Raw genomic sequence first — 23987 nt, forward strand, 5'->3', positions numbered from 1 at the left:
CTAGGGCATCCAGGCGTTTTCGATGTGGCGGGGCGGTGTGCCCGGTGCAAGCAGGATGACGTCGACCCGCAAATCCTCGCCTTCTCTCGCATATTCATGCGCGACCGCTTCGGCTGCCGCGGCGACGCGGCGCAGGCGATATTCGTCGATGGCGGTGTCGAGGTCGGCCGCGCGCTTGCGCCACTTTACCTCTACGAACGCCACAAGACCGTCGCGCTTGGCAATCATGTCCACCTCGCCGGCTTTCACCTTCACGCGGCGGGCAAGTATCTCCCAACCCTGCGCTTCGAGCCATTTGGCGGCCTCGTCCTCGGCCTTGCGACCGCGCGCCTCCGCCAGCTGACGCTTCATTCGCCCTTGATCTCCATCGCGCGGGCATAGAGCGCCTTGCGATCCATACCCGTCGCCTTGGCCACCTGTGCCACCGCTTTCGAGGCCTTCTCGGTTTCGAGCAAGTCGCGAAGCATCGCGTCTGCGTCATCCGCGCTCGTCTCGCGCTCCGGCGGCGGGCCGATGAGCAGCACGATCTCGCCCCTGGGTGGATGCGCGGCGTAGTGCGCGGAGAGGTCTTCAGCGGTGCCGGCGCGGCATTCTTCGTAAAGCTTGGTCAGCTCGCGCGCGACCGCAATTTCGCGGCCGGGCAATGTGGCCGCAACGGCGTCGAGGCTCTTGGTAAGACGCGGAGCTGTCTCAAAGAAAATCAGTGTAGCGCGAAGCTCTGCAAACTCTTCGAGCGCTTCGCGGCGTGCCTTGTCCTTGTTCGGCAGGAAACCGGCGAAAAGGAACCGGTCGTTGGGCAAGCCGGACAATGCCAGCGCAGTCAATGGAGCATTTGCACCCGGCAGAGCCGCGATCGGCACGCCCGCTTCCTTCGCATCCTGCACGAGACGATAACCAGGGTCTGACACTAGCGGCATGCCAGCATCGCTTACCAGCGCCACGGCGCGCTGCCGCATGCTGTCCACAAGCCGCGCGCGGTCTTTCGGAGCCGAATGGTCGTCATACCGCCAGAGAGGCTTGGAAATGCCGAGATGGCGGATCAGTTTCTGCGTCACCCGCGTGTCTTCGCAAGCGATGCCGTCGCAATTCGACAGCACTTCCACCGCCCGCCGGGTGATATCGCCGAGATTGCCAATCGGCGTCGCGACTATATAGAGACCGGGAGCAAGGGGATCGCCGTCTGACACGCGCGCACCCTTGGACTTGGGTAGCGGAGACTTCAACCATGTTCGGCAATGTGAAGCGTCTTGTGACCGTCGGCCTCGGCAGCGTGCTGCTGGGTGCTTGCTCGGTCATCCCCGGTGGCGATGACGGCATGGCGGATCGCGGCCCTGTTGCGGACGCGCCGCCGGTGGCAGGGCCCAGCGCGGATATGTTGCCGGACGACACCGGACGACACCGCGTCGCGCTGCTCGTGCCGATGAGCGGTGCGAATGGCGATGTCGGCCTGGCCATCGCCAATGCGACGACGATGGCACTGCTCGATACAGGGGCAGAGAACCTGCGGATTACCACATACGACACCTCAGGCGGCGCTGGTGCCGCTGCAAGCCGGGCGATCGGCGACGGCAATCGCCTTATCCTCGGCCCGCTAATGCGCGACAATGTCGGCGATGTACTCGGCCAGGCGCGCCCGTCCGATGTGCCGGTCATCACCTTTTCCAACGATACCACCGTCGCTCGCAACGATGTCTTCGTAATGGGCCATGTCCCTGAGCAATCTGTCGCGCGCGCCGTCAACTTCGCGATCGATCAGGGCGCACGCAATTTCGCCGTCCTCGCTCCGCGCGGCGATTATGGTGAGCGCACGCTGACCGCGACCGAGCGCGCGGTGAATGCGCGTGGTACCAGGGTCGTCGGGATCGAGCGGTACGATCGCACCAACACCGGGATTGCCAGCGCAGCGGATCGGCTTGCCGAGCGCGGCGGCTTCGACACCGTGCTTATCGCCGAAAATGGAAGGCTTTCCGCCATTGCCGCACCTCGCCTGAAGGAGGCCGGCGCGAGCCTGCCATCCATCCTCGGCACAGAGCTGTGGAGCCGGGAAACCGAGCTGACCCGTGTGCCCGCCCTTCGCGGCGCGTGGTTCGCGGCCGTGCCCGACGCGCGCTATCGCCAGTTTGCCGACAGCTATCAGAGCCGGTTCGGTGAAGAACCCTACCGCATTGCCACGCTCGGTTACGACGCCGTACTGCTTACGCTTCGGCTCACGCGCGACTGGCGCCCCGGACGCGCTCTCGACACGGCGTTGCTGACAGACAGCGAGGGTTTCCTCGGCCTCGACGGCTCTTTCCGCTTTCGTGACAATGGCGTGGGCGAGCGCGCCTTCGAAGTTCGCCAGATCGGAAACGGCGCCTTTACCGTGGTCGATCCCGCCGCGCAGGGTTTCTGATCCCCGGATAAGTCCGTCCGCGCCGCTTGTGGCGGGCCAGCGCGGGGGCCATATCTTCTTGCATGAGCGACGATCTTTTCGATGGCAGCACCGCCAGCGGCGGCGATTACGATTCCTCCTCCATCGAGGTGTTGGAAGGCCTCGAACCGGTGCGTCGGCGGCCCGGCATGTATATCGGCGGCACGGATGAGCGCGCCCTGCACCACCTTGCCGCCGAGGTGCTCGACAATGCGATGGACGAGGCCGTGGCGGGCCATGCGAGCCGGATCGAGGTGCAGCTCGAGGAAGGCAATTGCCTCACCATCACCGACAATGGTCGCGGCATCCCGGTGGACGAGCATCCGAAATTCCCCGGCAAGTCCACGCTGGAAGTGATCCTCACAACGCTGCATTCGGGCGGGAAGTTCTCCGGCAAGGCTTACGCCACCAGCGGCGGTCTGCACGGCGTCGGCGTCTCCGTTGTCAATGCGCTGTCCAGCCACACGCGTGTCGAAGTGGCGCGGAACAAGGAAGTCTTCGCGCAGGAATTTTCCAAGGGTCAGCCGCAGGGCAAGATCGCGAAGGTTGGCGATACGCCCAACCGCCGTGGCACGAGCGTCACCTTCGTACCCGATACAGAGATTTTCGGTGACCGCCAGTTCAAGCCCGCTCGCCTGTTCAAGCTCGCTCGATCGAAAGCCTACCTGTTTGCTGGCGTTGAAATCCGCTGGAAATGCGCGCCTGTCCTCGCCTCGGATGATGTGCCGGAAGAGGCGGTGTTCCAGTTTCCCGGCGGCCTTGCCGATCATCTGAGGGAACAGGTCGGCAGCCGCGAGTGTGTCACCGCCGAATTCTTCACCGGCAATCAGGACTTCCCCGAGCAGCAGGGCCGCGTGGAGTGGGCGGTAGCCTGGCCGCTATGGTCCGACGGATCGACAAGCTGGTACTGCAACACGGTGCCCACCCCCGACGGCGGCACGCATGAGCAGGGTCTGCGCGCCGCGCTGACGAAGGGTCTGCGCGCGTTTGGCGATCTCACTGGCACGAAGAAGGCGAAAGACATCACCGCCGACGACGTCATGACGGGCGCCGAGGTGATGCTGAGCGTCTTCATCCGCGATCCGCAATTCCAGAGCCAGACGAAGGACAGGCTCACCAGTCCCGAAGCCGCGCGGCTCGTGGAGAATGCGGTACGCGATCATTTCGATCATTACCTCGCCGACAACATGGAGCGTGGCAAAGCGCTGCTCGGCAATGTCATGGAGCGCATGGAGGAACGGCTCAAGCGTAAGCAGGAGCGCGAGATCAAGCGCAAGACTGCAACCAATGCCAAGAAGCTGCGTCTGCCTGGCAAGCTCACCGATTGCAGCGGCGACGGTGAAGGCGAGACGGAGCTGTTCATTGTCGAAGGGGACAGCGCCGGTGGCAGCGCCAAGCAGGCGCGCAACCGGAAGACCCAGGCGATTCTGCCAATTCGCGGAAAGATCCTGAACGTCGCCAGCGCCACCGCCGACAAGATCCGCGCAAACAGCGAGATCGCCGATCTCGTCCTCGCGCTGGGCTGCGGCACGCGAAAGGACTGCGATCCGGAGCAACTGCGTTACGACCGCGTCGTCATCATGACGGATGCCGATGTCGACGGCGCGCATATCGCTACGCTGCTGATGACCTTCTTCTTCCAAGAAATGCCCGAACTGGTGCGCCGCGGGCACCTTTATCTCGCGCAGCCGCCGCTATACCGTCTCACCGCCGGGAAGGAGAGCGTCTACGCACAGGACGACGCGCACCGCGAAAAGATCGAGAATGGCGTTTTCAAGGGCAAGAAGGTCGATGTGGGTCGGTTCAAAGGCCTTGGCGAGATGAACCCCGGTCAGCTGCGAGAAACGACGATGGATCCCGCCACCCGCAGCCTCATCCGCATCACTTTGCCGGACCAGCACGAGCAGCGCTTCGCAGTGAAGGAACTGGTCGATCAGCTGATGGGTCGCAATCCGGAACATCGCTTCAATTTCATCCAGAACCGTGCCGGCGAAATCGACCGCGAGATGATCGACGCCTAGCTTGGCGTGGCGGCCAGGTAGAGCCAGTCGCCCTTCCCGAGCCATTCTCCGATTATCGCCACCGGCGCGAACAGCGCGGCATAAGCGAGCATTTTCGGGCTGCGCTTCCAGCTCTCCATCGTGCCGAAATTGTAGGCCAGATCCATCGAGGTATGGCGCGCGCCTTCCACCGCGAAACCCGCCTTGTGGACCATTGCCGACAGCGTCGTTTCGGAGAACTGGAAGAGATGATGCGGGGGTTCGGGATGCGGCCAGTAATCGAGCCGCTTGGCCAATGGCTCCGATGCGCGCGGAAACAGGCCGTCGATATCGGGTGTCGATTGCAGCAACAGCCCGCCCGGCTTCAACAGGCGGCGGATTGCCTGCAGCTCCGACAGCGGGTCTGGCAAATGTTCGATGACGTCGAACAAGGTGACGACATCGAAACTGGAATCGGCATAGTCGCCATCGCGCCAGTCTCCCCGATGCACCGGCAGGTCGAAATGGAATCTGGCGAAATTCGCCGTTTCCGGTGAAAGCTCCGCCCCGTGCGCATCCATGCCGGCGTCGCGCGCTTTTGCCAAGAAGATGCCCGATGAACAGCCGATGTCGAGGACGCGCAGGCCCGATAGCTGGGGCCGAAAGATTTTCATCATGCGCAAATGCTGATCGGCGATCTCGCTCTGCCGCGCGAATTGTTCGGACGCGGGGTCGAGCAGCGCGTCGTGATAATCGGCAGCCGTGGTGTAGATCGCAGCGATGCCCTCCGCGTCGGGAGGATTGGCGATATAGGCGAGTTCGCAAGCCGTGCAACGCACGAGGTCGTAGCCTTTTTTCGTGAAGAGATGCTGCGCCTCACGCGCCCCGCACAGATTGCACGCGACGGATTGCGATGTGCCAATCGAGATCGAACCGAGCTGTTCCATATGCTCGGCGCTAACGGAAATATCGAAAAGCCGGGTTAACCGGGAAATTTGCCGATCGAGCCGATCGTGATATTATCGGGTGTCTTCAGGAGGTTCGCACCATGCATGCCGCTTTACCCGCTCTGATGTTCGTCGCCCCACTGCTGGTCGCAGCCGACCGCCCGCAACAGGAAACGCCCGACGCACCCTTTGATGAGATACCGGCGGAGCAAGCCGCGGGAATTGTCGCGGATCCCGACATAATCTGCCGCGACACGATTCAGCAGGTGCGTGAGGCACGCGACTTGCCGGAGCTGGAGCGTGAACCTGCCGACCCGAACGAAGCTATTCTATTCAAGGCCTTGGCGCATCGGATCGACGGGTGCGACGTGCTTCTGGTCGGCAATGGCGACATTCGTCCGATTCCGGCGCCCGCAGAAGGGCCGGTACGGCCAATTCCCGCTCAATAGAGCAGCAGTTCGGCGGTTTCTTCGCGCCAACGCGCTTCGTCAGGCGAGGCAAGCGCATCGAGATCGCCGGGAGCAGCTTCGGCGTCATCGACCCATTCCCGCAGTGACGGGCCACCATTGATCACGTCTATGGCGAGCATGTCCTCGGTATATTCGTATTTGAAGTCTGTGCCCCGCCAGATCGGATAATTCGGATATAGGGAGCGGACTGCTTTGAAAGCGAGCGCCTGCAGGCGCCACGGACGAAACGCGTCGTGATCGTAGAATGCCTTTTCCGCATGGATCATCAATGCATTGCAAAGCGTTCCTGCGTGTTTGTGAAAGGTGGGCTCGAACCAGCAGTCGCGCAATGCGCAACCTGACAGCCAATCAGGAGCAAGGCGCTGCATTTCCGCCAGCACAGCCTTCGCATCGATGTCCGGCGCGCCGAACAGCACTTCGAGCGGGCGGGTGGTCCCTCGCCCTTCGCTCAGCGTCGCGCCTTCCAGCATTACGGTTCCTGCATAGGCGCGGGCCATGTTGAGGCTGGCGGCATTGGGAGAGGGATTGATCCAGACGCGATTATCCGGCCAGCCATGGCCTGCGGCTTCGGGCAGCCAGTCGTGCATTTCGATGACACGATAATCGACGTCGAGATCGAAATGGCGGATGAACCAGTGGCCCATTTCGCCCAGCGTTAGGCCATGGCGCATCGGCATGGGCGCGGCACCGACGAAACTCTCGAAACCGGGTTGCAGCATCGTGCCTTCCACCGGTCGCCCGGCGGGGTTCGGTCGATCCAGCACCCAGACGCTCTTGCCGTGCTTTGCTGCCTCTTCCAGCATGTAGAGCAGCGTTGTGACGAAGGTATAGATGCGGCAGCCAAGGTCTTGAAGATCGAACAGAAAGATGTCGGCGCTGGACATCATCTGGCCCGTTGGCCGGCGCACTTCCCCGTAAAGCGAGAACACCGGAATGCCGTAAACCGGATCGGTCTCATCCTCGGTCTCGACCATATTGTCCTGCTTGTCGCCCTTGAGCCCGTGCTGCGGGCCGAAAGCGGCGGTGACGTTCACGCCCGCTGCGATCAGTGCATCCAGGCTATGCGTCAGGTCCGCGGTGACGGACGCGGGATGGGCGATGAGGGCCACGCGGCGGCCATCGAGGGGCGCGCGCAGGTCAGGTTCGGCGAGGAGCCGGTCTATTCCGAATTTCATGCAGCGCGGGTTCGCGCAAGTCCGGCGGTGAAGCAAGTGGGATCGTGAAAATCGGGCACGTCCTTTGCGTGGTCGAGCGCCCAGTAGCTGGTATGGCCGCCCTCCTCCTCGATCACCGCGGCAAGGCCGATCGCGCAAGGTGGTCCGGGCACTTGCACGCGCGGCAGGGCGGCATCGAAGATCGCCATCGAGAGCCCGGTCCGCATGGTGCAGTCCGGCTCGCGGGCGAATTCGCGATCCGTCCGCCCTTCGCGATAATCCTTGAAGTCGTACGCGGCCCAGCGCTCCGACGGGGACATGTTGAACTCGCTGTAGGAAGGCGTTCCGTCCTTCTCCATGATGAAAAGCTCGAAGCAGGTCGTCTTCCACAGACCGTCTTCCCGCCCGCGGCCGGCAAATGCGGGCACGACGAGTTTCTGCGGACCATCGATGCGCCAGCGAACGCGCATCCAGCTATCCGTCAAAGAGAGTATCCTTGCCTCGACCCGTCTTACGGCAAGTGGTGGATGCGCGGCATGTGCGACCAGTTCATGCGTTTGCAAGCGGAGTTCCCCGTGCTAATCGCCCCCGACCCTATTAATAAGGCGCCAAATCCCCCGAAATGACGACTTACGATTCCGATTTGCTTCAAGTGCTTAATGCGCGCGGCTATGTCCATCAGACGACCGATGCCGAGCGACTGGATGCCCTAGCCGCGCGACAAACCGTGCCCGGCTATATCGGTTTCGATGCGACCGCACCTTCCCTTCATGTCGGTTCGCTTGTCCAGATCATGATGCTGCGTCGCCTGCAGCAGACCGGCCATAAGCCAATCGTCGTAATGGGCGGCGGGACCACCAAGATCGGCGATCCTTCCGGCAAGGATGAGAGCCGCAAAATGCTCACCTCCGCGGATATCGACGATAATATCGCCGGTATCCGCAAGGTGTTCGAGCGGCTGCTGACTTTCGGCGATGGCGAGACCGACGCCGTGATGGTCAACAATGACGAATGGCTGAGCGAGCTCGGCTATATCGAGCTGCTGCGCGACGTTGGCCCGCATTTCACGGTCAATCGCATGCTGACCTTCGATTCGGTGAAGCTGCGGCTCGACCGGGAGCAGCCGCTCACCTTCCTCGAATTCAACTACATGATCCTTCAGGCTTACGATTTTCTCGAGCTTGCGCGCCGTTACGATTGCCGATTGCAAATGGGCGGCAGCGATCAGTGGGGCAATATCGTCAATGGTATGGAGCTCGGTCGCCGAATGGAGCAGCGCGAGCTCTTCGGGCTGACGACGCCGCTGCTGACGACGGCTGATGGATCGAAGATGGGCAAGACCGCATCGGGCGCGGTCTGGCTCAACGAAGAGCAATTGCCGTCATACGACTTCTGGCAATACTGGCGCAATGTGGACGACCGCGATGTCGGGCGTTTCCTCCGTCTGTTCACGGATCTTCCTCTGGACGAAGTCGCGAAGCTCGAATCGCCCGAAGGCAATGAGATTAACGCTGCGAAGAGCGTGCTCGCCGACGAAGTCACGGCGTTGGTACGTGGCCGCGAAGCGGCGCAGCTTGCTCGCGAAAGCGCGCATGCGACATTTGCCGGTGGCGGCATGGGAGAGGACTTGCCGACGCTCATGATCCCCGAAGAGGGCATGCGGATAGGCGCGGCCTTGACCCAATTGGGCTTCACCGCCTCCAATGGAGAGGCCAAGCGCAAATTGGCCGAGGGCGCGGTGAAATTGCACGGCGACATCATCACCGATCCTGGTTTCGTCATCGTGCTTCGCGACGACAAGGAAACTCGCCTCAGCCTTGGCAAGAAGAAGCATGCGATTATTCGCGCCGGCTGACTTTACAAAAAATCCACTATTTCCTGCCAGATAGCTGCTTCAGCCATTTGAAGGAGTTAGGCGGAACATGGCCGGGGGCGCACAACTTTCCGTAACCGACATGCGACGTGCATCGCGGCATCCTGTCGATTACTCCGTAATCAGCGAGCATTTGCTGCATGGCGATGTGAAGCTTCACGTCGCCAACATTTCCGCGCATGGCTTTATGGTGGACGAAATGTCCGGCATTTCGCGTGGCGATCGCATGATCATTCGCCTGCCGCATGTCGGCCGCATCGAAGCCTATTGCATCTGGACGACCGAAGACCGCGCCGGCTTCCAGTTCGAGCGCATAATCCGTCTCGACGATTTTCAGGCGATGATCACTGAAATGCAGCCCAACCCAGCCCTGCGCCGCCGCGGCTGATCGCGCCCAGGCTTTTGCGCCTGCAACCATAGCTAGCTTGGCAAGCCGCCGCCGCGCTGTCATGGCGCGGGGGTGAGCGAGGCGACCCACCCCCTGAGGATCGGCAATTTCCGCGCCTATGTCATCTCGCGCTTCGCGAAGATGCTGGCGCAATATGCGATGCTGCTCATCATCGGGTGGCAGACATACAACCTTGCCCGCGATGGCGGGATGGGCGTTGCCGAGGCGTCCGGCCAGCTTGCCCTGATCGGCCTGCTGCAATTCCTCCCGCTTTTCGTGCTCACGCCATTCACCGGTCTCGCGGCGGACGTCTTCGACAGGCGCAATCTCGCGCGGCTGACCCTGTTCGGGCAGATTGCATGTGCCGCCGTGCTGGCTGTGGCGACCTGGCAGGACGCCATCACCCTTCCCCTGCTCTTTGCCATCGCGGTGGTGCTCGGCGTGGTGCGCGCTTTTGCCGGACCGGCTTACTCGGCGCTTGCCCCCAATCTCGTGCCGCCCGCTATCCTGCCGCAGGCTATCGCCCTGTCGTCTATCGCCTGGCAGACCGGCATGATCGTCGGCCCGGCCCTTGGCGGTTATCTTTACGTTGTCGATCCCGCCTTGCCCTATGCAGTGGCGAGCGCGCTCTACGTCGTTGCGCTGATCGGCGTTTCGACGATCCGCAATTTGCCGCCGAGGAAGGCCAGCAGTCGCAAAAATTCGCTCAAGCAGATCCGCGACGGACTGTCTTACGTGCGCCGCAACAGGATGGTGCTGAGCACGATTACGCTCGACCTGTTTGCCGTATTTCTGGCCGGGGCAACGGCGCTGTTTCCCGTGTTCGCGCGCGACATACTGGAAGTCGGCGCAAGGGGTCTCAGCCAATTGGCGATGGCACCAGCGGTCGGCGCATCGGTGACGGCGATCTGGTTCAGCTTCCGCCCGCTCAAGAACAATGTTGGCCCGGCCATGCTGATCGCCGTCGCCATGTTCGGTTTCGCCACGATCGGATTTGCATTCTCGAAATCGATGACCCTTAGCCTCGCCCTGCTTTTCGTGGTCGGCGCGGCGGACATGTTCAGCGTCTATATCCGCCAATCGCTGATCCAGCTGCATACGCCGGATGAAAAGCGCGGGCGCGTTTCGGCAGTCTCGCAACTGACGATCAGCGCGAGCAACGAATTCGGCGATTTCTTCTCGGGCAGCCTGGCCTTCCTGGTCGGTCCAGTCGCCGCCGTCGCACTTGGCGGCGTGGGCGCGGTGCTGACGGTCGGTTTGTGGGCAGTGCTGTTTCCGGTGCTCCGCAACACCCGGACCTTCGACCCGCCCGAAGAGTTGCTAGACACAAACACATCATCCCATCACGAACCCGCGAAAGAAGGGGCCTGACCCATGAAATTCGACACCGTCCTGCAATCCATCGGCAACACGCCGCATATCCGCCTTGCCCGCATGTTCCCCGACCACGAGGTATGGGTGAAGAGCGAGCGTGCCAATCCCGGCGGATCGATCAAGGATCGTATCGCGCTGGCCATGGTCGAAGACGCCGAGCAATCCGGCGACCTGAAACCAGGTGGCACGATTATCGAGCCGACAAGCGGCAATACCGGTATCGGCCTTGCCATGGTGGCCGCAGTGAAAGGCTACAAGCTGATCCTCGTCATGCCGGAAAGCATGAGCCTGGAGCGCCGCCGCCTGATGCTGGCCTACGGCGCGAGCTTCGATCTCACGCCAAAGGAAAAGGGCATGAAGGGCGCGCTGGAACGCGCGGCGGAGCTGGTGGAGCAGACCGACGGCGCATGGATGCCGCAGCAGTTCGAGAACCCGGCGAATGTCGAAGTGCATGTGCGCACGACCTCGCAGGAAATCCTGAAGGATTTCGCAGACAGCCCGATCGACGCGATGATTACCGGCGTCGGCACTGGCGGTCACTTAACTGGTTGCGCCGAAGAGCTGAAGAAGCATTGGCCCGACATGAAGGCATGGGCGGTGGAGCCCGAGCTTTCCCCCGTCATCAGCGGCGGCCAGCCCGGCCCTCACCCGATACAGGGCATCGGCGCGGGTTTCATTCCCGGCAATCTGCATACGCAGGCGATCGATGGCGCGATCAAGGTCGGTGCCGAGCGGGCAAAGGAAATGGCGCGCCGCTGTGCTGCCGAGGAAGGTCTGCTCGTCGGCATCAGCTCGGGTGCCACGCTTGCGGCCATTGACGCGAAACTGCCCGATCTCGACAAGGGTTCGCGGATCATGGGTTTCAACTACGACACCGGTGAACGCTATCTTTCGGTGCCAGACTTCCTACCGACCGAGTAGCGATTACTCCGCCGGTTCGAGCCCATCGTCGGTTAGCGCGCGGTAGAAACAGCTGCGCGCGCCGGTGTGGCATGCCGGCCCGGCGGGTGTGACTTTGAGGACAAGAGCATCCTGGTCGCAGTCGACAAGGATGCTCTCGACCCGCAGCAGATTGCCGGACGTCTCGCCCTTTTTCCACAGCTTGCCGCGGCTGCGCGAGTAGAAATGCGCTTCGCCGGTTCGCTGAGTAGCCTCCAGCGCCTTTGCATTCATGAAGGCGAGCATCAGAATCTCACCTGTTTCGGCGTCCTGCGCGACCGCGCTCAGCAGCCCGGCGGCATCGAATTTGGGCATGAAAGCGGTGCCGGTTTCTCGATCGTTCTCGGGAGCAGTTTCAGTGATGCGAAGGCCCTTTCGATTATTTGCGACTGGTTGCAATTCGCATACGCATTTGTTGCAGGATAATCACATTTTTCGCGCAAAATCCATCGCCAACCAGATAGCGGTTTCCACGTTTACATTTCGGTGGGATGAATGCCCCTCGGCTTGACGGGCCGACTTTCATTTCAGGTCAGGTTGGCCGGGGAATGGGGGGCTTCGGAACCGTTCCTCGGATCCGATTCATGAGGGTTTGGGACTGCCGCGTCGCTGGGGGGCGATGCGAGGTTCCAGCGATATCGTCACGCGAACGCCCGGGGGGAAACCTCCGGGCGTTTTGCATTTCATAGCGCTTCGTCCAGAACCCGGGAAAAGCAGCCGATGACGACGCGCGAAGCACCCGACTGTTTGAGCGCCTTCACACAGGCATCGCTGGTCGCCCCGCTGGTCAGCACGTCATCGACAAGCAGCACTGGCGCTCCCCGAATAGCATCCGCGCGCGCCGGATTGACCTTGATCGCGCCTTCGAGCGTGCGCGCACGCTGCCGCTTTCCAAGCCCGCCGAGCGAGGGGGTGGCACGCGTTCGCAAAAGTCCATCCACCAGTAGGTTTGCAGGCGTTCGCTTCGCCAGCTCGGTCGCCAAAAGCGCCGACTGGTTATAGCCACGCTTCCACAATCTCGTGCGATGGAGTGGTACCGGTATCGCCAGCCAGCTCTCGTCCATAGGCGGCAGGCGAGCCGCAATCAGGCCGGCAAGCATCGGTGCCAGCGCGATCTTGCGGCCATGCTTGAAGTTCAGCACCAGTCTGCGCGCCGTGTCGTTATATAGCGTGCCAGCGGCAATTCCATCGTGGCGTGGCCTTGCCTGCTGGCACGGCGCACAGGTCAATCCGCTCGCCGCGTCTGCTGCGAAAGGGCGCTGGCAGGCGGAGCAGGCAGGCACTCCGGGTATTGCCAGCTCTCCCCAGCATCCGGCACACAGGCCGTTCTGCGCGGCAAGGCCGTCTCCGCAGATCGGGCAACGCGGCGGATAGACGGCGTCAACCAGCGGGGCGAGGCTTTCCGAGATTAGCTTGGCGGTGGACATCTGCGCTATGCTGCCCCGGGCGCGATGTGTAGGCAAGCGCCATGGCATCCACTCCGCCGCGCATCTTCTCCGACAGACGACGCGTCTCTCGCCGCCAGCGGGCGCTGTCGCAGCAAACCGAGCCGGGCTTCGTCCTCGACGACATGGTCGAAGACGTGCTCGATCGACTGGCCTTTACCCGGCACGAGCCAGAACGCTCGCTCATCGTGGGCGACACCAGCGGTCGCATCGCCGCATCTCTCGAAGGCGAGGTCATTACCCGCGACATCACCAGGCGAGACGCGCTCGATCTGGAGGCACCCTACCCGTCTTCCGACTTCGACCTCATCGCCGTCTTTGGCCTGCTCGACGCCGTGAACGATCTGCCCGGCGCGCTCGTCCATATCCGCAACGCGCTTGCTCCCGGCGGGATGGCGATCGCCAGCTTCGTCGGCGGGGCGAGCCTCAAGGCGCTGCGACGCGCCATGTTCGAGGCGGAGGCCGAGCGCCCGGCCGCCCGGATGCATCCGCTGATCGATCACCGTGCCGCCCCCGGACTGCTCCAGCGCGCCGGATGGGCCGATCCGGTGGTGGACAGCCACTCGCTCACGGTCCGCTATTCCTCGCTTGAGAGGCTGGTGCAGGACCTTCGCGAAATGGGCCTCGGCAACGTCCTTGCTTCGCCCGGCCCGCCGCTCACCCACGCTGCCTATCACCGTGCGCGGGACGCGTTCGCTGCGCAGGCCGATGCCGATGGCAAGGTCAGCGAGACATTCGAGATCATCACGCTGACCGGCCGCAAGTCACGCCCGCGCTTTTAGCGCCGCCTGCGCTGCGGCGAGCCGGGCAATCGGCACGCGGTAAGGCGATGCGCTGACGTAATCGAGACCGACTTCCTCGCAGAAAGCAATGCTCTGCGGATCGCCGCCATGCTCCCCGCAAATGCCGAGCTTGATATCGCCGCGGGTGGCGCGGCCCCGCTCGGCCGCGAGCTCCACAAGCTGGCCGACGCCATCGATATCGAGGCTGACAAAGGGGTCGCGCGCGTAAATGCCTTTCTCGACATAGGGGCCGAGGAAGCGTCCCGCATCGTCGCGGCTGACGCCGAGCGCAGTTTGCGTGAGATCATTCGTGCCGAAGCTGAAGAAGCGCGCTTCATTGGCGATTTCGCCTGCCATGAGCGCGGCGCGCGGCAATTCGATCATTGTGCCGACCAGGTAATCTACGCGCGCGCCTCTCTCTGCGAAGACCTCTTCGGCCACGCGGTCCACCAGCACGCGCAGGATTTCCAGCTCGCGCCGCGAAGCAACAAGCGGGATCATGATTTCGGGGACGACCGGCTCTCCACCGTCCCCGGTGACCTCGCACGCCGCCTCGAAGATCGCGCGCGCCTGCATCTCGTAGATTTCGGGAAAGGTGATGCCCAAGCGGCAACCGCGATGGCCGAGCATCGGGTTGAATTCGTGAAGCTCACTCGCCCTGCGCTTGAGGTGATCGGCGCTCACATTCAGCTCGTCGGCAAGCGCGTCGAATTCCTCATCGCGCGTCGGCATGAATTCGTGCAGCGGCGGATCGAGCAGGCGGATCGTGCAGGGCAGGCCCGCCATGGTGCGGAAGATTTCGGCAAAGTCGCCGCGCTGTTCGGGCAACAGGCGGTCGAGCGCGGCGCGCCTTCCAGCTTCGTCATCGGCTAGGATCATGGCGCGCACGGCGCTGATGCGGCCTGCGTCGAAGAACATGTGCTCGGTGCGGCAAAGGCCGATACCCTCCGCTCCGAACTGGCGCGCCGTGCGGCAATCCTCGGGCGTTTCGGCATTGGTGCGAACGCCCATGCGGCGATGGCGGTCCGCCCATTCCATCAGCGTGCCGAAGTCGCCTTCCATCTGCGGTTCGATGGTCGCGACCCGGCCAGCCATGATCTCGCCCGCCGCGCCATCCAGCGTCAGCACGTCGCCTTCCTGCAGCTCCCGATCCCCGATGCGCAGCGTGCGCGTGGCAAGGTTGATCGAGACGGCGGAGGCCCCGGAAACGCAGGGCCGACCCATTCCCCGTGCAACGACGGCGGCGTGCGACGTCATACCGCCACGAGCGGTGAGGATGCCCTTCGCCGCGTGCATGCCGTGGATGTCTTCGGGGCTGGTCTCGACACGGACGAGGATGACGGCTTCCTCACGCTTGGCCCACAGTTCCGCCGTGTCGGCATCAAGCACGATCTTGCCGGACGCCGCGCCGGGAGAAGCAGGCAGCCCCTTCGCCAACACATCTCGCGCCGCATCCGGATCCAGCGTCGGGTGCAGCAGCTGATCAAGCGCCATGGGATCGACGCGCAGAATGGCGGTTTCCTCGTCAATCAGCCCCTCGGCCACCATGTCCACCGCCATTTTCAGCGCGGCCTTGGCGGTGCGCTTGCCATTGCGGGTTTGCAACATCCACAGCGTGCCTTCCTGCACGGTGAATTCGATATCCTGCATATCCTTGTAGTGCGTTTCGAGCAGGTCGAAGACGCGCGCCAGTTCTGCAAATGCGTCCGGCATCGCCTCTTCCATGCTTGGAAGGGTCGCCCCGGCGGCCTCGCGGCGCGCTCTTGTCAGATATTGCGGCGTGCGTATGCCGGCGACCACGTCCTCGCCCTGCGCGTTGACCAGCCACTCGCCGTAATAGGCGCGTTCGCCGGTGGAGGGATCGCGGGTGAAGGCGACGCCAGTCGCGCTCGTCTCGCCCATATTGCCGAACACCATCGCCTGCACGTTGACGGCTGTGCCCCAGTCGGACGGGATGTCGTTGAGGCGGCGATAGACCTTGGCGCGGTCCGCATCCCAGCTCTCGAATACGGCGGCGATGGCACCCCAAAGCTGCTCCTGCACGTCCTGCGGAAACGGTTCGCTCCGCTCCCGCTCGACGATGGCCTTGTACTCGGCGACAAGCGCCTGAAGGTCTTTCGCTTCGAGTTCGGTATCGCTGAAATAGCCGCGATCTTCCTTGGCGATTTCCAGCGCTTCCTCGAAAAGGCCGTGCTCCACGCCCAGCACGACGTCGGAATACATCTGGATGAAGCGGCGATAGCTGTCCCAGGCGAAGCGCTTGTGGCCGCTATTGGCGGCAAGCCCTTCCACCGTCGCGTCGTTCAGGCCGAGATTGAGCACCGTGTCCATCATCCCCGGCATGGAGACGCGCGCGCCGGAGCGCACGGATACGAGCAGCGGATCGCCAGCATCGCCCAGCCGCTTGCCGACGGCGCGCTCGATATGGGCGATGGCGTTCGCGACGTCGGCGCGCAGCTTGTCGCTGAAGGCTTCGCCTTCGTTCAGGTAGCGGACCGACTCTTCCGTCGTGATGGTGAAGCCAGGTGGCACCGGCAGGCCGATGCTGGCCATCTCCGCGAGGTTGGCCCCTTTGCCGCCAGTGACGGTCTTGTCCCGCTGGCGCGGATCGTCATGCCGGGCGTCACCGCCGAAGGGGTAGACCGTTTGCATCATCGAAGAGCCTCGAAGGTGTTACAGAGAAGTGCGATTTTGTGAACCTTTGGGAGTGACGGCAACGCATTGAAACACGGGGAGTTTCCGAGGTTTTCGCTCGTTCGGAGTGTTACCTTCCCTTCAGCCCTCGATTTTGGAGAAGTCGGCCACCTGGTGGACGGCCGCGCGGAAGCGGTCGAGCAGGGACAGTCGCGCGGAGCGTCTGGCAGGATCCTCGTCATTCACCGTCACCTCGTCGAAAAACGCATCGATCGGCGAGCGCAGGGATGCGAGCGCGGCCATGGCAGCGGCGAAGTCTTCCTTCGCAATCGCCGCTTCGGCCTTCGGTTCGGCAGCATCGAGCGCGTCGATCAACGCCTTTTCCGCAGGTTCGGGCGTGTAGGAAAGACCGTCAGTGCGAACCGCTTTGGCCTGTTCGGCATAGATTTCGCGCATGTCGGGATCGTCGACATTGTCGAGCGGGTCTTCATTGCCGGTATGTTCCGGCTCTGCGGACCAGTCCTCTTTCTTCAGGATATTGGCCGCCCGCTTGTATCCGGCGAGGAGGTTTTCGCCATCGTCGGTGTCGATATAGGACTGGAGCGCGTGGACGCGGGCAAGCAAGCGCACGAGATCGTCCTCTCCGCCGAGTGCGAACACGGCGTCGATCAAGTCGTGGCGGACGCCCGCCTCGCGCTGCTGGACTTTGAGGCGGTCGAAAAGGAAAAGATAGACTTCAGCTGCAAGATAGCGCGAACGTCTAATCTGTTCTTCATTGACCGGCTCATGCGCTTTCCAGACTTCACGCGCGGCCGCGACCATAATATCTGCCATGTTTTCACGCGAAAGCACGGCTCCTTTCGCCGTTTCGAGCAATGCGCCAAGCTTTGCGGTGTGACTTTGATCTATCTTTCGAATGAACACAGAAGCGATTTCGGTGAACACGAAACGTGCATCGAACCGGAGATCGTTCTCGATCATGCTTGCTATGATCGCGAGGCCCGCCCGGCGAAGAGCGAACGGATCCTTTGAGCCTGTTGGCTTTTCGTCAATTGCGAAAAATCCAAACAGCGTATCCAGCTTATCCGCCAGCGATACCGCCACCGTCACCGGCGCGGTAGGCACGTCGTCGCCCTGCCCGACAGGCTTGTAATGATCGCGGATTGCGTCGGCGACTTCATCCGGCAGGCCCTCGGCGCGGGCGTAATAGCCGCCCATCAAGCCCTGCAGTTCGGGAAACTCGCCGACCATCTCGGTGACCAGATCGGCCTTGGCGAGGCGCGCGGCCTGGTCGGCCAGATCGGCGAGCTCGGCTCTATCTTCGTCATACCCGCGCAGGCGGGGGTCCAACTGACCTTCGTCATTCGAGCCGCCAGTGTCACTTGGATTCCCGCCTTCGCGGGAATGACGAGAGGTGGCTGTGACGATCCCCTCCTCGACCAGCCAGCGCGCCAGCTTCGCCACCCGCTCGACCTTGTCGGCGACGGTGCCCAGCTTCTCGTGAAAGGTAATCCGCTCCAGCTTCTTCGCATGTTCGCGCAGCGGGGTCTTGCGGTCCATCTCCCAGAAGAAGCGCGCATCTGAGAGCCGCGCAGCGAGCACCTTGCGGTTGCCTTCGACAACGACGGCGGGATCCTCGGCCGCGATATTGGCGGTGCAGATGAAGGCGTTGGCGAGCTGGCTCTGGTCGTTCTCGCAGACGAAATATTTCTGGTTCACCCGCGCGGTGAGCTGGATGACTTCGGGCGGCACATCAAGGAAATCGTCCTCGAAACGGCCGAGTAGCGGCACCGGCCATTCGGTTAGCCCTGCATTCTCGACCACCAGCACCTCATCCTCGACCAATTTCAGGCCCGCCTCTGAAGCGACCTTCGCTGCGCCATCACGGATAAGCGTCGCGCGCTCCTCGTGATCGACGATGACATGGCCCGCGCGCAGTTTCATCGCGTAATCGTCGGCGTTGCCGATGGTGATATCGCCTTGGTGATGAAAGCGATGGCCAAGCGTTACCGCGCCGCTCGTTACCCCGTGCACTTCGCATTCGACCACGTCGTCGCCCAGAAGCGCCATGATGCCCGAGAGCGGGCGCACCCAGCGCAGACTCTCGGTGGAAATGGACGCCGCGCCCCAACGCATCGACTTAGGCCAGCTGAAATCGCGGATGATCGTCGGGATGGCCTCGGCCAGCAGGTCGCGCATCGCCCTGCCCGGCACGTTCTTCATTGCGAAATAGGTCTCGCGGCCCTTCACATCACGCGTTTCGAGATCGTCCCGCGTCACGCCCAGTTTGCGGCAGAAGCCATCCACCGCCTGGTCCGGCGCACCGACGGGCGGGCCCTTGGCCTCCTCGCTCACAGCCTCGGTCGCGTCGGGCAGGTCGCGCGCGATCAGCGCCAGGCGACGGGGTGTGGACCAGATCGTCAACGCGCCGACGCTTACGCCAGCTGCCTCCATCTCACGGCGGAACAGTTTTTCGAGTTCGGCACGCGCGCCCGCCTGCATCCGCGCGGGAATTTCTTCGGAGCGAAGTTCGAGAAGGAAGGCGCTCACAGCGACCACTCCGGAAATTTCTCTTTCCACTCCGGTGTCATCACCTCGGCATACTTCTCGCAACTCCCGCGAGCGAGATCGCGGACGCGCGCCATGTAGCTGGCGCGTTCCTGCACGCTGATGACGCCGCGAGCCTGGAGCAGATTGAACAGATGGCTGGCTTCCACCGCCTGTTCGTAGGCGGCGATGGGAACCTCATGCGCGATGGCGTTGCGGCACTCCGCCTCCGCCTTGTTGAACAGGTCGAACAGGGCATCGGTATCGGCGATCTCGAAGTTCCACTTCGACATCTGCCTCTCGTTCTCGAGAAAGACCTGCCCGTAGCTGTAGCCCTGAATTTTTGTCTGCCCTACCGCTTCGCTGCTTGAGGGCGAGTTGAAATTCAGATCGTAGACGTTGTCGACGCCCTGAATGTACATGGCCAGGCGTTCGAGGCCGTAAGTCAGCTCGCCTGCCACCGGCTTGCAGTCGAAACCACCCATCTGCTGGAAATAGGTGAACTGGGTGACTTCCATCCCGTCGCACCAGACTTCCCAGCCAAGGCCCCAGGCGCCCAGCGTCGGGCTTTCCCAGTCGTCCTCGACAAAGCGAATATCGTGCTTGAGTGGATCCACGCCGATCACACGCAGGCTTTCGAGATAAAGATCCTGGATGTCGGGCGGGCTCGGCTTCAGGATCACCTGATACTGGTAATAGTGCTGCAGCCGGTTGGGATTTTCGCCGTAACGGCCATCGGTCGGGCGGCGCGAAGGCTGCACGAAGGCGGCGTTCCACGGCTCGGGCCCCAACGCGCGCAGTGTCGTCGCGGTGTGAAACGTGCCTGCGCCCATACGCATGTCGTAAGGCTGGAGGATGAGGCAGCCTTGCGCGCTCCAGAAATCATGCAGCGCAAGGATCATGTCCTGGAAGCTTTTCGCGGGGTTCCGGGCGGGCGTGCTGCTCATGGTGCGGCGCAATGGCGGATGGGTTTTGCAGCGTCAATGGCGCGTAGGCGACAGCGGTTGACAGGAGGGCGGCGATGCGGCTGAAATATGCCGCATGGTCCATCGTTTCCTTGCTTCGGCCCTTGGTGCGCTCGCTGCCTTCATGGCCGCGGCGCCGCTCGGCGCGCAGGACGCCCCGATCGATTACAGCTTTACGCAGGATTACGAGCCCTCGCCCGCCATGTGGATCCTGTCCGACGAGGACACGACGATCTACATGCTCGGCACGTTCCACGCGCTCCCCCGCGGTTTCAAATGGCGCAGCGAGCGGATCGAGGCGATTATCGAGGAGGCCGATACGCTGGTGCTGGAAAGCAGCGATTACGACCAGCAATTGTCGATGATCGACATGGACCGCAAGCTCCAAGCGCGAATTGCCGCGCGCACCCCCACCTCCAATCGCCTGTCGAGCGCTGCGCGTCTGCGCTGGGAGCGGCTTGTCGGCATGACGGAACTGGACTTCGCGACGGTGGACGAGATGCCAGTCCTGCTCGCATTGTTGGCCATCGGCGTTACGGGCGACGGCTCGCAGGCCGGAGGGGAGTCGCTCGGCGCATATGGCGTCGAGACCGTGCTCGAGCGGGAATTCCGGGCGCGCGACAAGCCGATCCTGTCGATCGAGGATTCGGGAGAGGTCATGTACAGCCTGTTCCGCCAGGACGGCCCCGCCATCGTGGCAGAACTCGACAGCAAGCTGACCGAATGGGACGGGCAGTCGCTCTATGCGTTCTACGATGAAGGTTTCGTGCGCGAAACGGGCGACGATTACTGGCGCGAAGAGCACAATTGGGCACAGGGCATCGTCGCCGACGATTTCGACATGGGCTTCGGCGATGGGCGGATCGGCCGTGCCTTCGACACCAACCTGCTCGATCGCCGCAACGCGGCCTGGGCCGAATGGGTGCAGACCCGGCTGGGCGAACCCGGCACGGTGCTGCTGGCTGTGGGCGCAGGCCATTTCGAAGGCGATGCCTCGCTGCTCACCATGTTGGCGCAGCGCGGGCTGATCGCACGACGTCTCGATTGATCGGGCCTTTCCGGGGCGGTGTCCCGACCTTCGAATCGAGCCTTCTCCTTTGCGCGATTCGAGTGCGATTCGCTAATTTCTCATCGCCAGGCGCGGCTTGGTGATCGTGCCTCGCTGCGCAACCTGGCCGAAATTGACCAAGCGCCATCTCTTTTAATTTCAGATGCTTGCTGCACGCCAGGTCATGTCTACAGCACTTTTTGTCAGATAATGTTGACATCGGAAAGTCGACGCGACATAAAGTAAGGGCAACCTGACATTCGGAAAGGTTGAACTGACATACTGACTAGCTTACAGGACATGACCCATGCGCAAGACCTTCATCGCCATCGCCGCCGCTTCCGCCATCTTCGCCGCTCCCGCAGCGGCTCAGGATGCCGCTGAGGACGTCACCATCGCGGTGCAGACCGACGACCTCGATCTGACCGACACCGCCGATCAGGACCGTCTCGACGCTCGCGTCGAAACCGCCATCCGCCAGGCCTGCCGCAGCGGTGGCCGTGATCTCACTTCGCGCCGCGTCGAGGCCGCCTGCCGGAATGCACTGGCCGACAGCATCGCCCCGCGTGTCGAGCTGGCCATCATCGACGCCAACGCACCGCGCCTCGCGGCGCTCGATCTCGAACCGGGCGCCTGATCGCCGGACATGACCACAACCACCCCGTCCCTCGCCGCATAGTCCACCACGCGGCGAGGGGCACCAGACAGGGGAAGACCACGTGAAGACGACAAAACCTCGCAAGAACCGTGCGTCACTTAATCTGACAATGGGATGGCTAGGGCTTTTGGCCACTATCGTTTTCGTGGCTGCGCGGGTGGCAGACAGCGAAGCTCTGTGGACAAGTTTTGTTGGCTTTTTCGTGCCACTATCGCTGATCGCTCAATTCCTGACGCGCAAGAGCGATGAGTACACACTCTCACTCTGGTCGACCGCCGCAAATGCGGCCTTCGCCATTACGATCGCCTGGTTGTTTCTCCCCCCATTCTTCGAGGGCTTCTACGATGGCCTCAGAGGGAACGACAGTGGACAGGATATACCGACGGATGGGGCACCCTATGCCGCGCTCCTCGCCTTCTACATCACGTTCAACATCAAGCGCCTCACGGGAGCCTTTTGATGCCCTACAAGCCAATGACCCAAAATCCCGATGCTGCAGTGCGCGCACATCGCGAGCGGCTCTACTCGCTGACGCTGGCTAGCGGCGTCGCAAACATCGTTGCGCTCGTCATGCATTTGAATGGCGCGTCGAGCATCCTGCTCGGGCCTATCTTCGGTGCAACGTGCGGATCGCTGATCGTCGCCGGCATCAAGGGTAATACGGACAGCTATTACAACGCGCTTGTGTCCGTCGGGCTTCGCTGGATGGCGTTTTCACTCGGCGTGTTGCTGCTGTTGCTGTGGATGCAGGCGGAAGCGTCGATAATCGATCGCCTGATCCCCGGCTTCGAGATTTTGGCGAAGGACAGCTTTATCCTCGCTCTGACCCTCGGTCTGTTCTTCCACGGCGGATATGCCTTCGCCTTCCTCTTCGACACGCTGCGCAGCGGAAAAGACTGACATGGCTAGAGTTGATCTGGAGATTCGTTGTCGTCTTTCAGTTTCTCCATTTTCGGGACAACCGGTGAAGAACCAGCTTCTAAGTGGCGCGCGCAATACGCGATGAACGCCACGCAGCTCAGCTAAATGAAATTCGAGAGGCGAAGAATGACACAAATTGCTGAAAGAAACACAGATAAGCTACGCTACCGGCTGTATTTTCCGCTGATGAATGTTGCGGCTGTCATCTACATTCTCGGCATTGCCTATACCCTTGGCTTTCATGAGCATAGCGTTTCGGACACGTTCGAAGAGCAGCCCTTAGTGATAGCCTTCGCAATCATCCTCAACGTGTTTGCCGTGCTTGTCGGGCCATTCCTCATCGTGGCTCGCTTAATGCGAGACGAATATGCGGAGCAGCTATGGCACAAAACGGCCAGCACGATGATACCGGTGCTCGTCATTGTGCCGATTGCAACCTTCATATTCGTGAGCCTGGCCTATGCGATCATCGGCGGTGACGAACCGCCCGCCTGGCTGGCCTGGCTATTCGAGGAAACACCGATCTACACCGCCATTCGCCTCTCTGGCTCATATCTGATCGCGACCTTCCTGGTCATCTTCCAGTTCCTTCGCTGGAAGGACAGCCGTTGAAGAACCAGCTCAAGGTTTTGCGCGCGATGCGCGACTGGAGCCAGGCGGATCTGGCCGGCCATCTCGACGTGTCGCGCCAGGCGGTAAACGCGATCGAGACTGGCAAGCACGATCCTTCGCTTCCTCTCGCCTTCCGCATCGCCCGCCTTTTCGAAATGCCGATCGAGGAGATCTTCGATGACACCAAAATCTGACGCTGCCGAGGAGCGCCCCTTTCACATGGGCCGCTATTCCGCGCATATCGCGGGCTGGAGCTTGCTTCTATCAGGCTGGATAATCTCGCTTATCTTTGCGTTGGTAGGTAGCCGACGGCTCCTGCGCGGAAAGGAATCTGTCTTCACGGACGCGACCTTGCTCGTCATCGGTGTGATTGGCACCCTCGTCCTCGGGTATCTCTGCTGGCGCTGGCGACCGGACTTTACGATGGGCGAGCCAAAGACGCCTCGCGGAAACCGCATGCGGCTGGTCCTCGTAGTCGTCGTGTTGGTAGGCGTCGCGACCGCCATATTGGGATATCGCAGCGACGCTGCGAGCAGCGACCCCTACTTCCTTTTCTCGAACTCTCCGCTGCCCGTCTCATTCGGCCTACCGATCATCCTGATATTTGCGATGGTGCTTCCGCCGCTCGCAGTTTTCAGCAGGCGCAACGTGGATGATTTTGGGCGCTGTGCCCATGATTTCGGACTGATGATCGGCATGAGCGTTTTCATGTGGGCCGCGCCGATCTGGTGGCTGGCCTGGCGTATCGATTACGCACCGCGACCGGACGCGATGATCTTATATGTCGTCACATCCGCGATTGCGGTGGGCGCGACACTCTGGAAGCGATCACATGGTTGAC

At 62.2% G+C, this 23987-nt stretch carries 25 protein-coding genes; 15 read left to right on the forward strand and 10 right to left on the reverse strand.

What is annotated here, in order from left to right:
- Complete coding sequence (locus D6201_RS03180) at positions 1-351, reverse strand: YraN family protein (protein WP_120047436.1); 351 nt, start codon at positions 349-351, stop codon at positions 1-3.
- Positions 348-1223, reverse strand: coding sequence for a 16S rRNA (cytidine(1402)-2'-O)-methyltransferase (rsmI, locus tag D6201_RS03185; RefSeq protein ID WP_242447403.1), 876 nt, complete (start codon positions 1221-1223; stop codon positions 348-350). Before rsmI ends, D6201_RS03180 begins: the two co-directional genes overlap by 4 nt.
- 2 nt (positions 1224-1225) lie before the next feature.
- Between rsmI and D6201_RS03190 the strand changes: the two genes are divergently transcribed.
- Both D6201_RS03190 and parE read left to right on the forward strand, forming a co-directional pair.
- Positions 1226-2392 carry a penicillin-binding protein activator gene (locus tag D6201_RS03190; protein ID WP_120047438.1) on the forward strand — a complete coding sequence of 389 codons (1167 nt, stop codon included), beginning with the start codon at positions 1226-1228 and terminating at the stop codon, positions 2390-2392.
- 62 nt (positions 2393-2454) lie between these two features.
- The gene (parE, locus tag D6201_RS03195) at positions 2455-4431 is read left to right on the forward strand and encodes a DNA topoisomerase IV subunit B (RefSeq protein ID WP_120047440.1); all 1977 of its coding nucleotides are present in this window, start codon (positions 2455-2457) and stop codon (positions 4429-4431) included.
- Here parE and D6201_RS03200 read toward each other — a convergent pair.
- A complete protein-coding gene (locus D6201_RS03200) occupies positions 4428-5336 on the reverse strand; it encodes a class I SAM-dependent methyltransferase (RefSeq protein ID WP_120047442.1) in 909 nt (302 codons plus the stop codon). The genes parE and D6201_RS03200 overlap by 4 nt on opposite strands.
- Positions 5337-5437: 101 nt before the next feature.
- Between D6201_RS03200 and D6201_RS03205 the strand changes: the two genes are divergently transcribed.
- Positions 5438-5785, forward strand: coding sequence for a hypothetical protein (locus D6201_RS03205; RefSeq protein WP_133303926.1), 348 nt, complete (start codon positions 5438-5440; stop codon positions 5783-5785).
- On the opposite strand, the gene D6201_RS03210 is transcribed toward D6201_RS03205, so the two are convergent.
- Both D6201_RS03210 and D6201_RS03215 read right to left on the reverse strand, forming a co-directional pair.
- Positions 5779-6981: an exo-beta-N-acetylmuramidase NamZ family protein gene (locus D6201_RS03210; protein WP_120047446.1), complete on the reverse strand. Its 1203-nt coding sequence runs from the start codon at positions 6979-6981 to the stop codon at positions 5779-5781. The genes D6201_RS03205 and D6201_RS03210 overlap by 7 nt on opposite strands.
- A complete protein-coding gene (locus tag D6201_RS03215) occupies positions 6978-7445 on the reverse strand; it encodes a DOMON-like domain-containing protein (RefSeq protein WP_242447404.1) in 468 nt (155 codons plus the stop codon). Before D6201_RS03215 ends, D6201_RS03210 begins: the two co-directional genes overlap by 4 nt.
- Positions 7446-7582: 137 nt before the next feature.
- On the opposite strand from D6201_RS03215, the gene tyrS reads away from it, so the two are divergent.
- From tyrS to cysK, 4 genes are all read left to right on the forward strand, one after another.
- The gene (tyrS, locus tag D6201_RS03220; RefSeq protein WP_120047450.1) at positions 7583-8815 is read left to right on the forward strand and encodes a tyrosine--tRNA ligase; all 1233 of its coding nucleotides are present in this window, start codon (positions 7583-7585) and stop codon (positions 8813-8815) included.
- A gap of 67 nt (positions 8816-8882) precedes the next feature.
- Positions 8883-9221 (forward strand): PilZ domain-containing protein, encoded by a 339-nt coding sequence (locus D6201_RS03225; RefSeq protein ID WP_120047452.1) that lies wholly within the window; start codon positions 8883-8885, stop codon positions 9219-9221.
- 72 nt (positions 9222-9293) lie between these two features.
- Complete coding sequence (locus tag D6201_RS03230; RefSeq protein WP_242447405.1) at positions 9294-10592, forward strand: MFS transporter; 1299 nt, start codon at positions 9294-9296, stop codon at positions 10590-10592.
- Positions 10593-10595: 3 nt separating this feature from the next.
- Positions 10596-11516: a cysteine synthase A gene (gene cysK / locus D6201_RS03235; protein WP_120047454.1), complete on the forward strand. Its 921-nt coding sequence runs from the start codon at positions 10596-10598 to the stop codon at positions 11514-11516.
- Between the two features lie 3 nt (positions 11517-11519).
- Here the strand turns inward: cysK and hisI are convergent, their stop codons facing one another.
- Both hisI and D6201_RS03245 read right to left on the reverse strand, forming a co-directional pair.
- Positions 11520-11897: a phosphoribosyl-AMP cyclohydrolase gene (hisI, locus tag D6201_RS03240; protein ID WP_120049168.1), complete on the reverse strand. Its 378-nt coding sequence runs from the start codon at positions 11895-11897 to the stop codon at positions 11520-11522.
- A gap of 320 nt (positions 11898-12217) precedes the next feature.
- On the reverse strand, positions 12218-12961 hold the full coding sequence (locus tag D6201_RS03245) for a ComF family protein (RefSeq protein WP_120047456.1): 744 nt from the start codon (positions 12959-12961) through the stop codon (positions 12218-12220).
- A 41-nt stretch (positions 12962-13002) separates the two neighbouring features.
- On the opposite strand from D6201_RS03245, the gene D6201_RS03250 reads away from it, so the two are divergent.
- Positions 13003-13761, forward strand: a complete 759-nt coding sequence (locus tag D6201_RS03250; RefSeq protein WP_120047458.1) for a methyltransferase domain-containing protein — start codon at positions 13003-13005, stop codon at positions 13759-13761.
- Here D6201_RS03250 and ppdK read toward each other — a convergent pair.
- From ppdK to D6201_RS03265, 3 genes are all read right to left on the reverse strand, one after another.
- A complete protein-coding gene (gene ppdK, locus D6201_RS03255) occupies positions 13744-16416 on the reverse strand; it encodes a pyruvate, phosphate dikinase (protein WP_120047460.1) in 2673 nt (890 codons plus the stop codon). The genes D6201_RS03250 and ppdK overlap by 18 nt on opposite strands.
- Positions 16417-16536: 120 nt before the next feature.
- Positions 16537-18945: a glycine--tRNA ligase subunit beta gene (glyS, locus tag D6201_RS03260; RefSeq protein WP_120049169.1), complete on the reverse strand. Its 2409-nt coding sequence runs from the start codon at positions 18943-18945 to the stop codon at positions 16537-16539.
- Positions 18942-19889, reverse strand: coding sequence for a glycine--tRNA ligase subunit alpha (locus tag D6201_RS03265; protein ID WP_120047462.1), 948 nt, complete (start codon positions 19887-19889; stop codon positions 18942-18944). Before D6201_RS03265 ends, glyS begins: the two co-directional genes overlap by 4 nt.
- A gap of 94 nt (positions 19890-19983) precedes the next feature.
- Between D6201_RS03265 and D6201_RS03270 the strand changes: the two genes are divergently transcribed.
- The 7 genes from D6201_RS03270 to D6201_RS03300 all read left to right on the forward strand — a co-directional run bounded on the left by D6201_RS03270 (position 19984) and on the right by D6201_RS03300 (position 23986).
- Positions 19984-20955 (forward strand): TraB/GumN family protein, encoded by a 972-nt coding sequence (locus D6201_RS03270; protein ID WP_120047464.1) that lies wholly within the window; start codon positions 19984-19986, stop codon positions 20953-20955.
- A gap of 307 nt (positions 20956-21262) precedes the next feature.
- Positions 21263-21592: a UrcA family protein gene (locus tag D6201_RS03275; protein ID WP_120047465.1), complete on the forward strand. Its 330-nt coding sequence runs from the start codon at positions 21263-21265 to the stop codon at positions 21590-21592.
- Positions 21593-21674: 82 nt separating this feature from the next.
- A complete protein-coding gene (locus D6201_RS03280) occupies positions 21675-22073 on the forward strand; it encodes a hypothetical protein (RefSeq protein WP_133303927.1) in 399 nt (132 codons plus the stop codon).
- Entirely contained in the window at positions 22073-22513 is a 441-nt protein-coding gene (locus tag D6201_RS03285) for a hypothetical protein (RefSeq protein WP_120047469.1), read from the forward strand. Before D6201_RS03280 ends, D6201_RS03285 begins: the two co-directional genes overlap by 1 nt.
- Positions 22514-22660: 147 nt before the next feature.
- A complete protein-coding gene (locus D6201_RS03290; RefSeq protein ID WP_133303928.1) occupies positions 22661-23146 on the forward strand; it encodes a hypothetical protein in 486 nt (161 codons plus the stop codon).
- Positions 23143-23340 (forward strand): helix-turn-helix transcriptional regulator, encoded by a 198-nt coding sequence (locus D6201_RS03295; protein ID WP_120047473.1) that lies wholly within the window; start codon positions 23143-23145, stop codon positions 23338-23340. Before D6201_RS03290 ends, D6201_RS03295 begins: the two co-directional genes overlap by 4 nt.
- 25 nt (positions 23341-23365) lie before the next feature.
- Complete coding sequence (locus D6201_RS03300) at positions 23366-23986, forward strand: hypothetical protein (protein WP_120047475.1); 621 nt, start codon at positions 23366-23368, stop codon at positions 23984-23986.
- Position 23987 lies beyond the last annotated feature (1 nt).

Source organism: Aurantiacibacter aquimixticola (assembly GCF_003605475.1).
Classification (GTDB): domain Bacteria; phylum Pseudomonadota; class Alphaproteobacteria; order Sphingomonadales; family Sphingomonadaceae; genus Alteraurantiacibacter; species Alteraurantiacibacter aquimixticola_B.

What these genes read in the sequence shown, in the direction of transcription:
- D6201_RS03180 (WP_120047436.1), bottom strand. Translation starts at nt 351, where the DNA reads ATGAAGCGTCAGCTGGCGGAGGCGCGCGGTCGCAAGGCCGAGGACGAG.
- D6201_RS03190 (WP_120047438.1), top strand. Translation starts at nt 1,226, where the DNA reads ATGTTCGGCAATGTGAAGCGTCTTGTGACCGTCGGCCTCGGCAGCGTG.
- parE (WP_120047440.1), top strand. Translation starts at nt 2,455, where the DNA reads ATGAGCGACGATCTTTTCGATGGCAGCACCGCCAGCGGCGGCGATTAC.
- D6201_RS03200 (WP_120047442.1), bottom strand. Translation starts at nt 5,336, where the DNA reads ATGGAACAGCTCGGTTCGATCTCGATTGGCACATCGCAATCCGTCGCG.
- D6201_RS03205 (WP_133303926.1), top strand. Translation starts at nt 5,438, where the DNA reads ATGCATGCCGCTTTACCCGCTCTGATGTTCGTCGCCCCACTGCTGGTC.
- D6201_RS03210 (WP_120047446.1), bottom strand. Translation starts at nt 6,981, where the DNA reads ATGAAATTCGGAATAGACCGGCTCCTCGCCGAACCTGACCTGCGCGCG.
- tyrS (WP_120047450.1), top strand. Translation starts at nt 7,583, where the DNA reads ATGACGACTTACGATTCCGATTTGCTTCAAGTGCTTAATGCGCGCGGC.
- D6201_RS03225 (WP_120047452.1), top strand. Translation starts at nt 8,883, where the DNA reads ATGGCCGGGGGCGCACAACTTTCCGTAACCGACATGCGACGTGCATCG.
- cysK (WP_120047454.1), top strand. Translation starts at nt 10,596, where the DNA reads ATGAAATTCGACACCGTCCTGCAATCCATCGGCAACACGCCGCATATC.
- D6201_RS03245 (WP_120047456.1), bottom strand. Translation starts at nt 12,961, where the DNA reads ATGTCCACCGCCAAGCTAATCTCGGAAAGCCTCGCCCCGCTGGTTGAC.
- D6201_RS03250 (WP_120047458.1), top strand. Translation starts at nt 13,003, where the DNA reads ATGGCATCCACTCCGCCGCGCATCTTCTCCGACAGACGACGCGTCTCT.
- ppdK (WP_120047460.1), bottom strand. Translation starts at nt 16,416, where the DNA reads ATGATGCAAACGGTCTACCCCTTCGGCGGTGACGCCCGGCATGACGAT.
- D6201_RS03265 (WP_120047462.1), bottom strand. Translation starts at nt 19,889, where the DNA reads ATGAGCAGCACGCCCGCCCGGAACCCCGCGAAAAGCTTCCAGGACATG.
- D6201_RS03270 (WP_120047464.1), top strand. Translation starts at nt 19,984, where the DNA reads ATGGTCCATCGTTTCCTTGCTTCGGCCCTTGGTGCGCTCGCTGCCTTC.
- D6201_RS03275 (WP_120047465.1), top strand. Translation starts at nt 21,263, where the DNA reads ATGCGCAAGACCTTCATCGCCATCGCCGCCGCTTCCGCCATCTTCGCC.
- D6201_RS03285 (WP_120047469.1), top strand. Translation starts at nt 22,073, where the DNA reads ATGCCCTACAAGCCAATGACCCAAAATCCCGATGCTGCAGTGCGCGCA.
- D6201_RS03290 (WP_133303928.1), top strand. Translation starts at nt 22,661, where the DNA reads ATGACACAAATTGCTGAAAGAAACACAGATAAGCTACGCTACCGGCTG.
- D6201_RS03300 (WP_120047475.1), top strand. Translation starts at nt 23,366, where the DNA reads ATGGGCCGCTATTCCGCGCATATCGCGGGCTGGAGCTTGCTTCTATCA.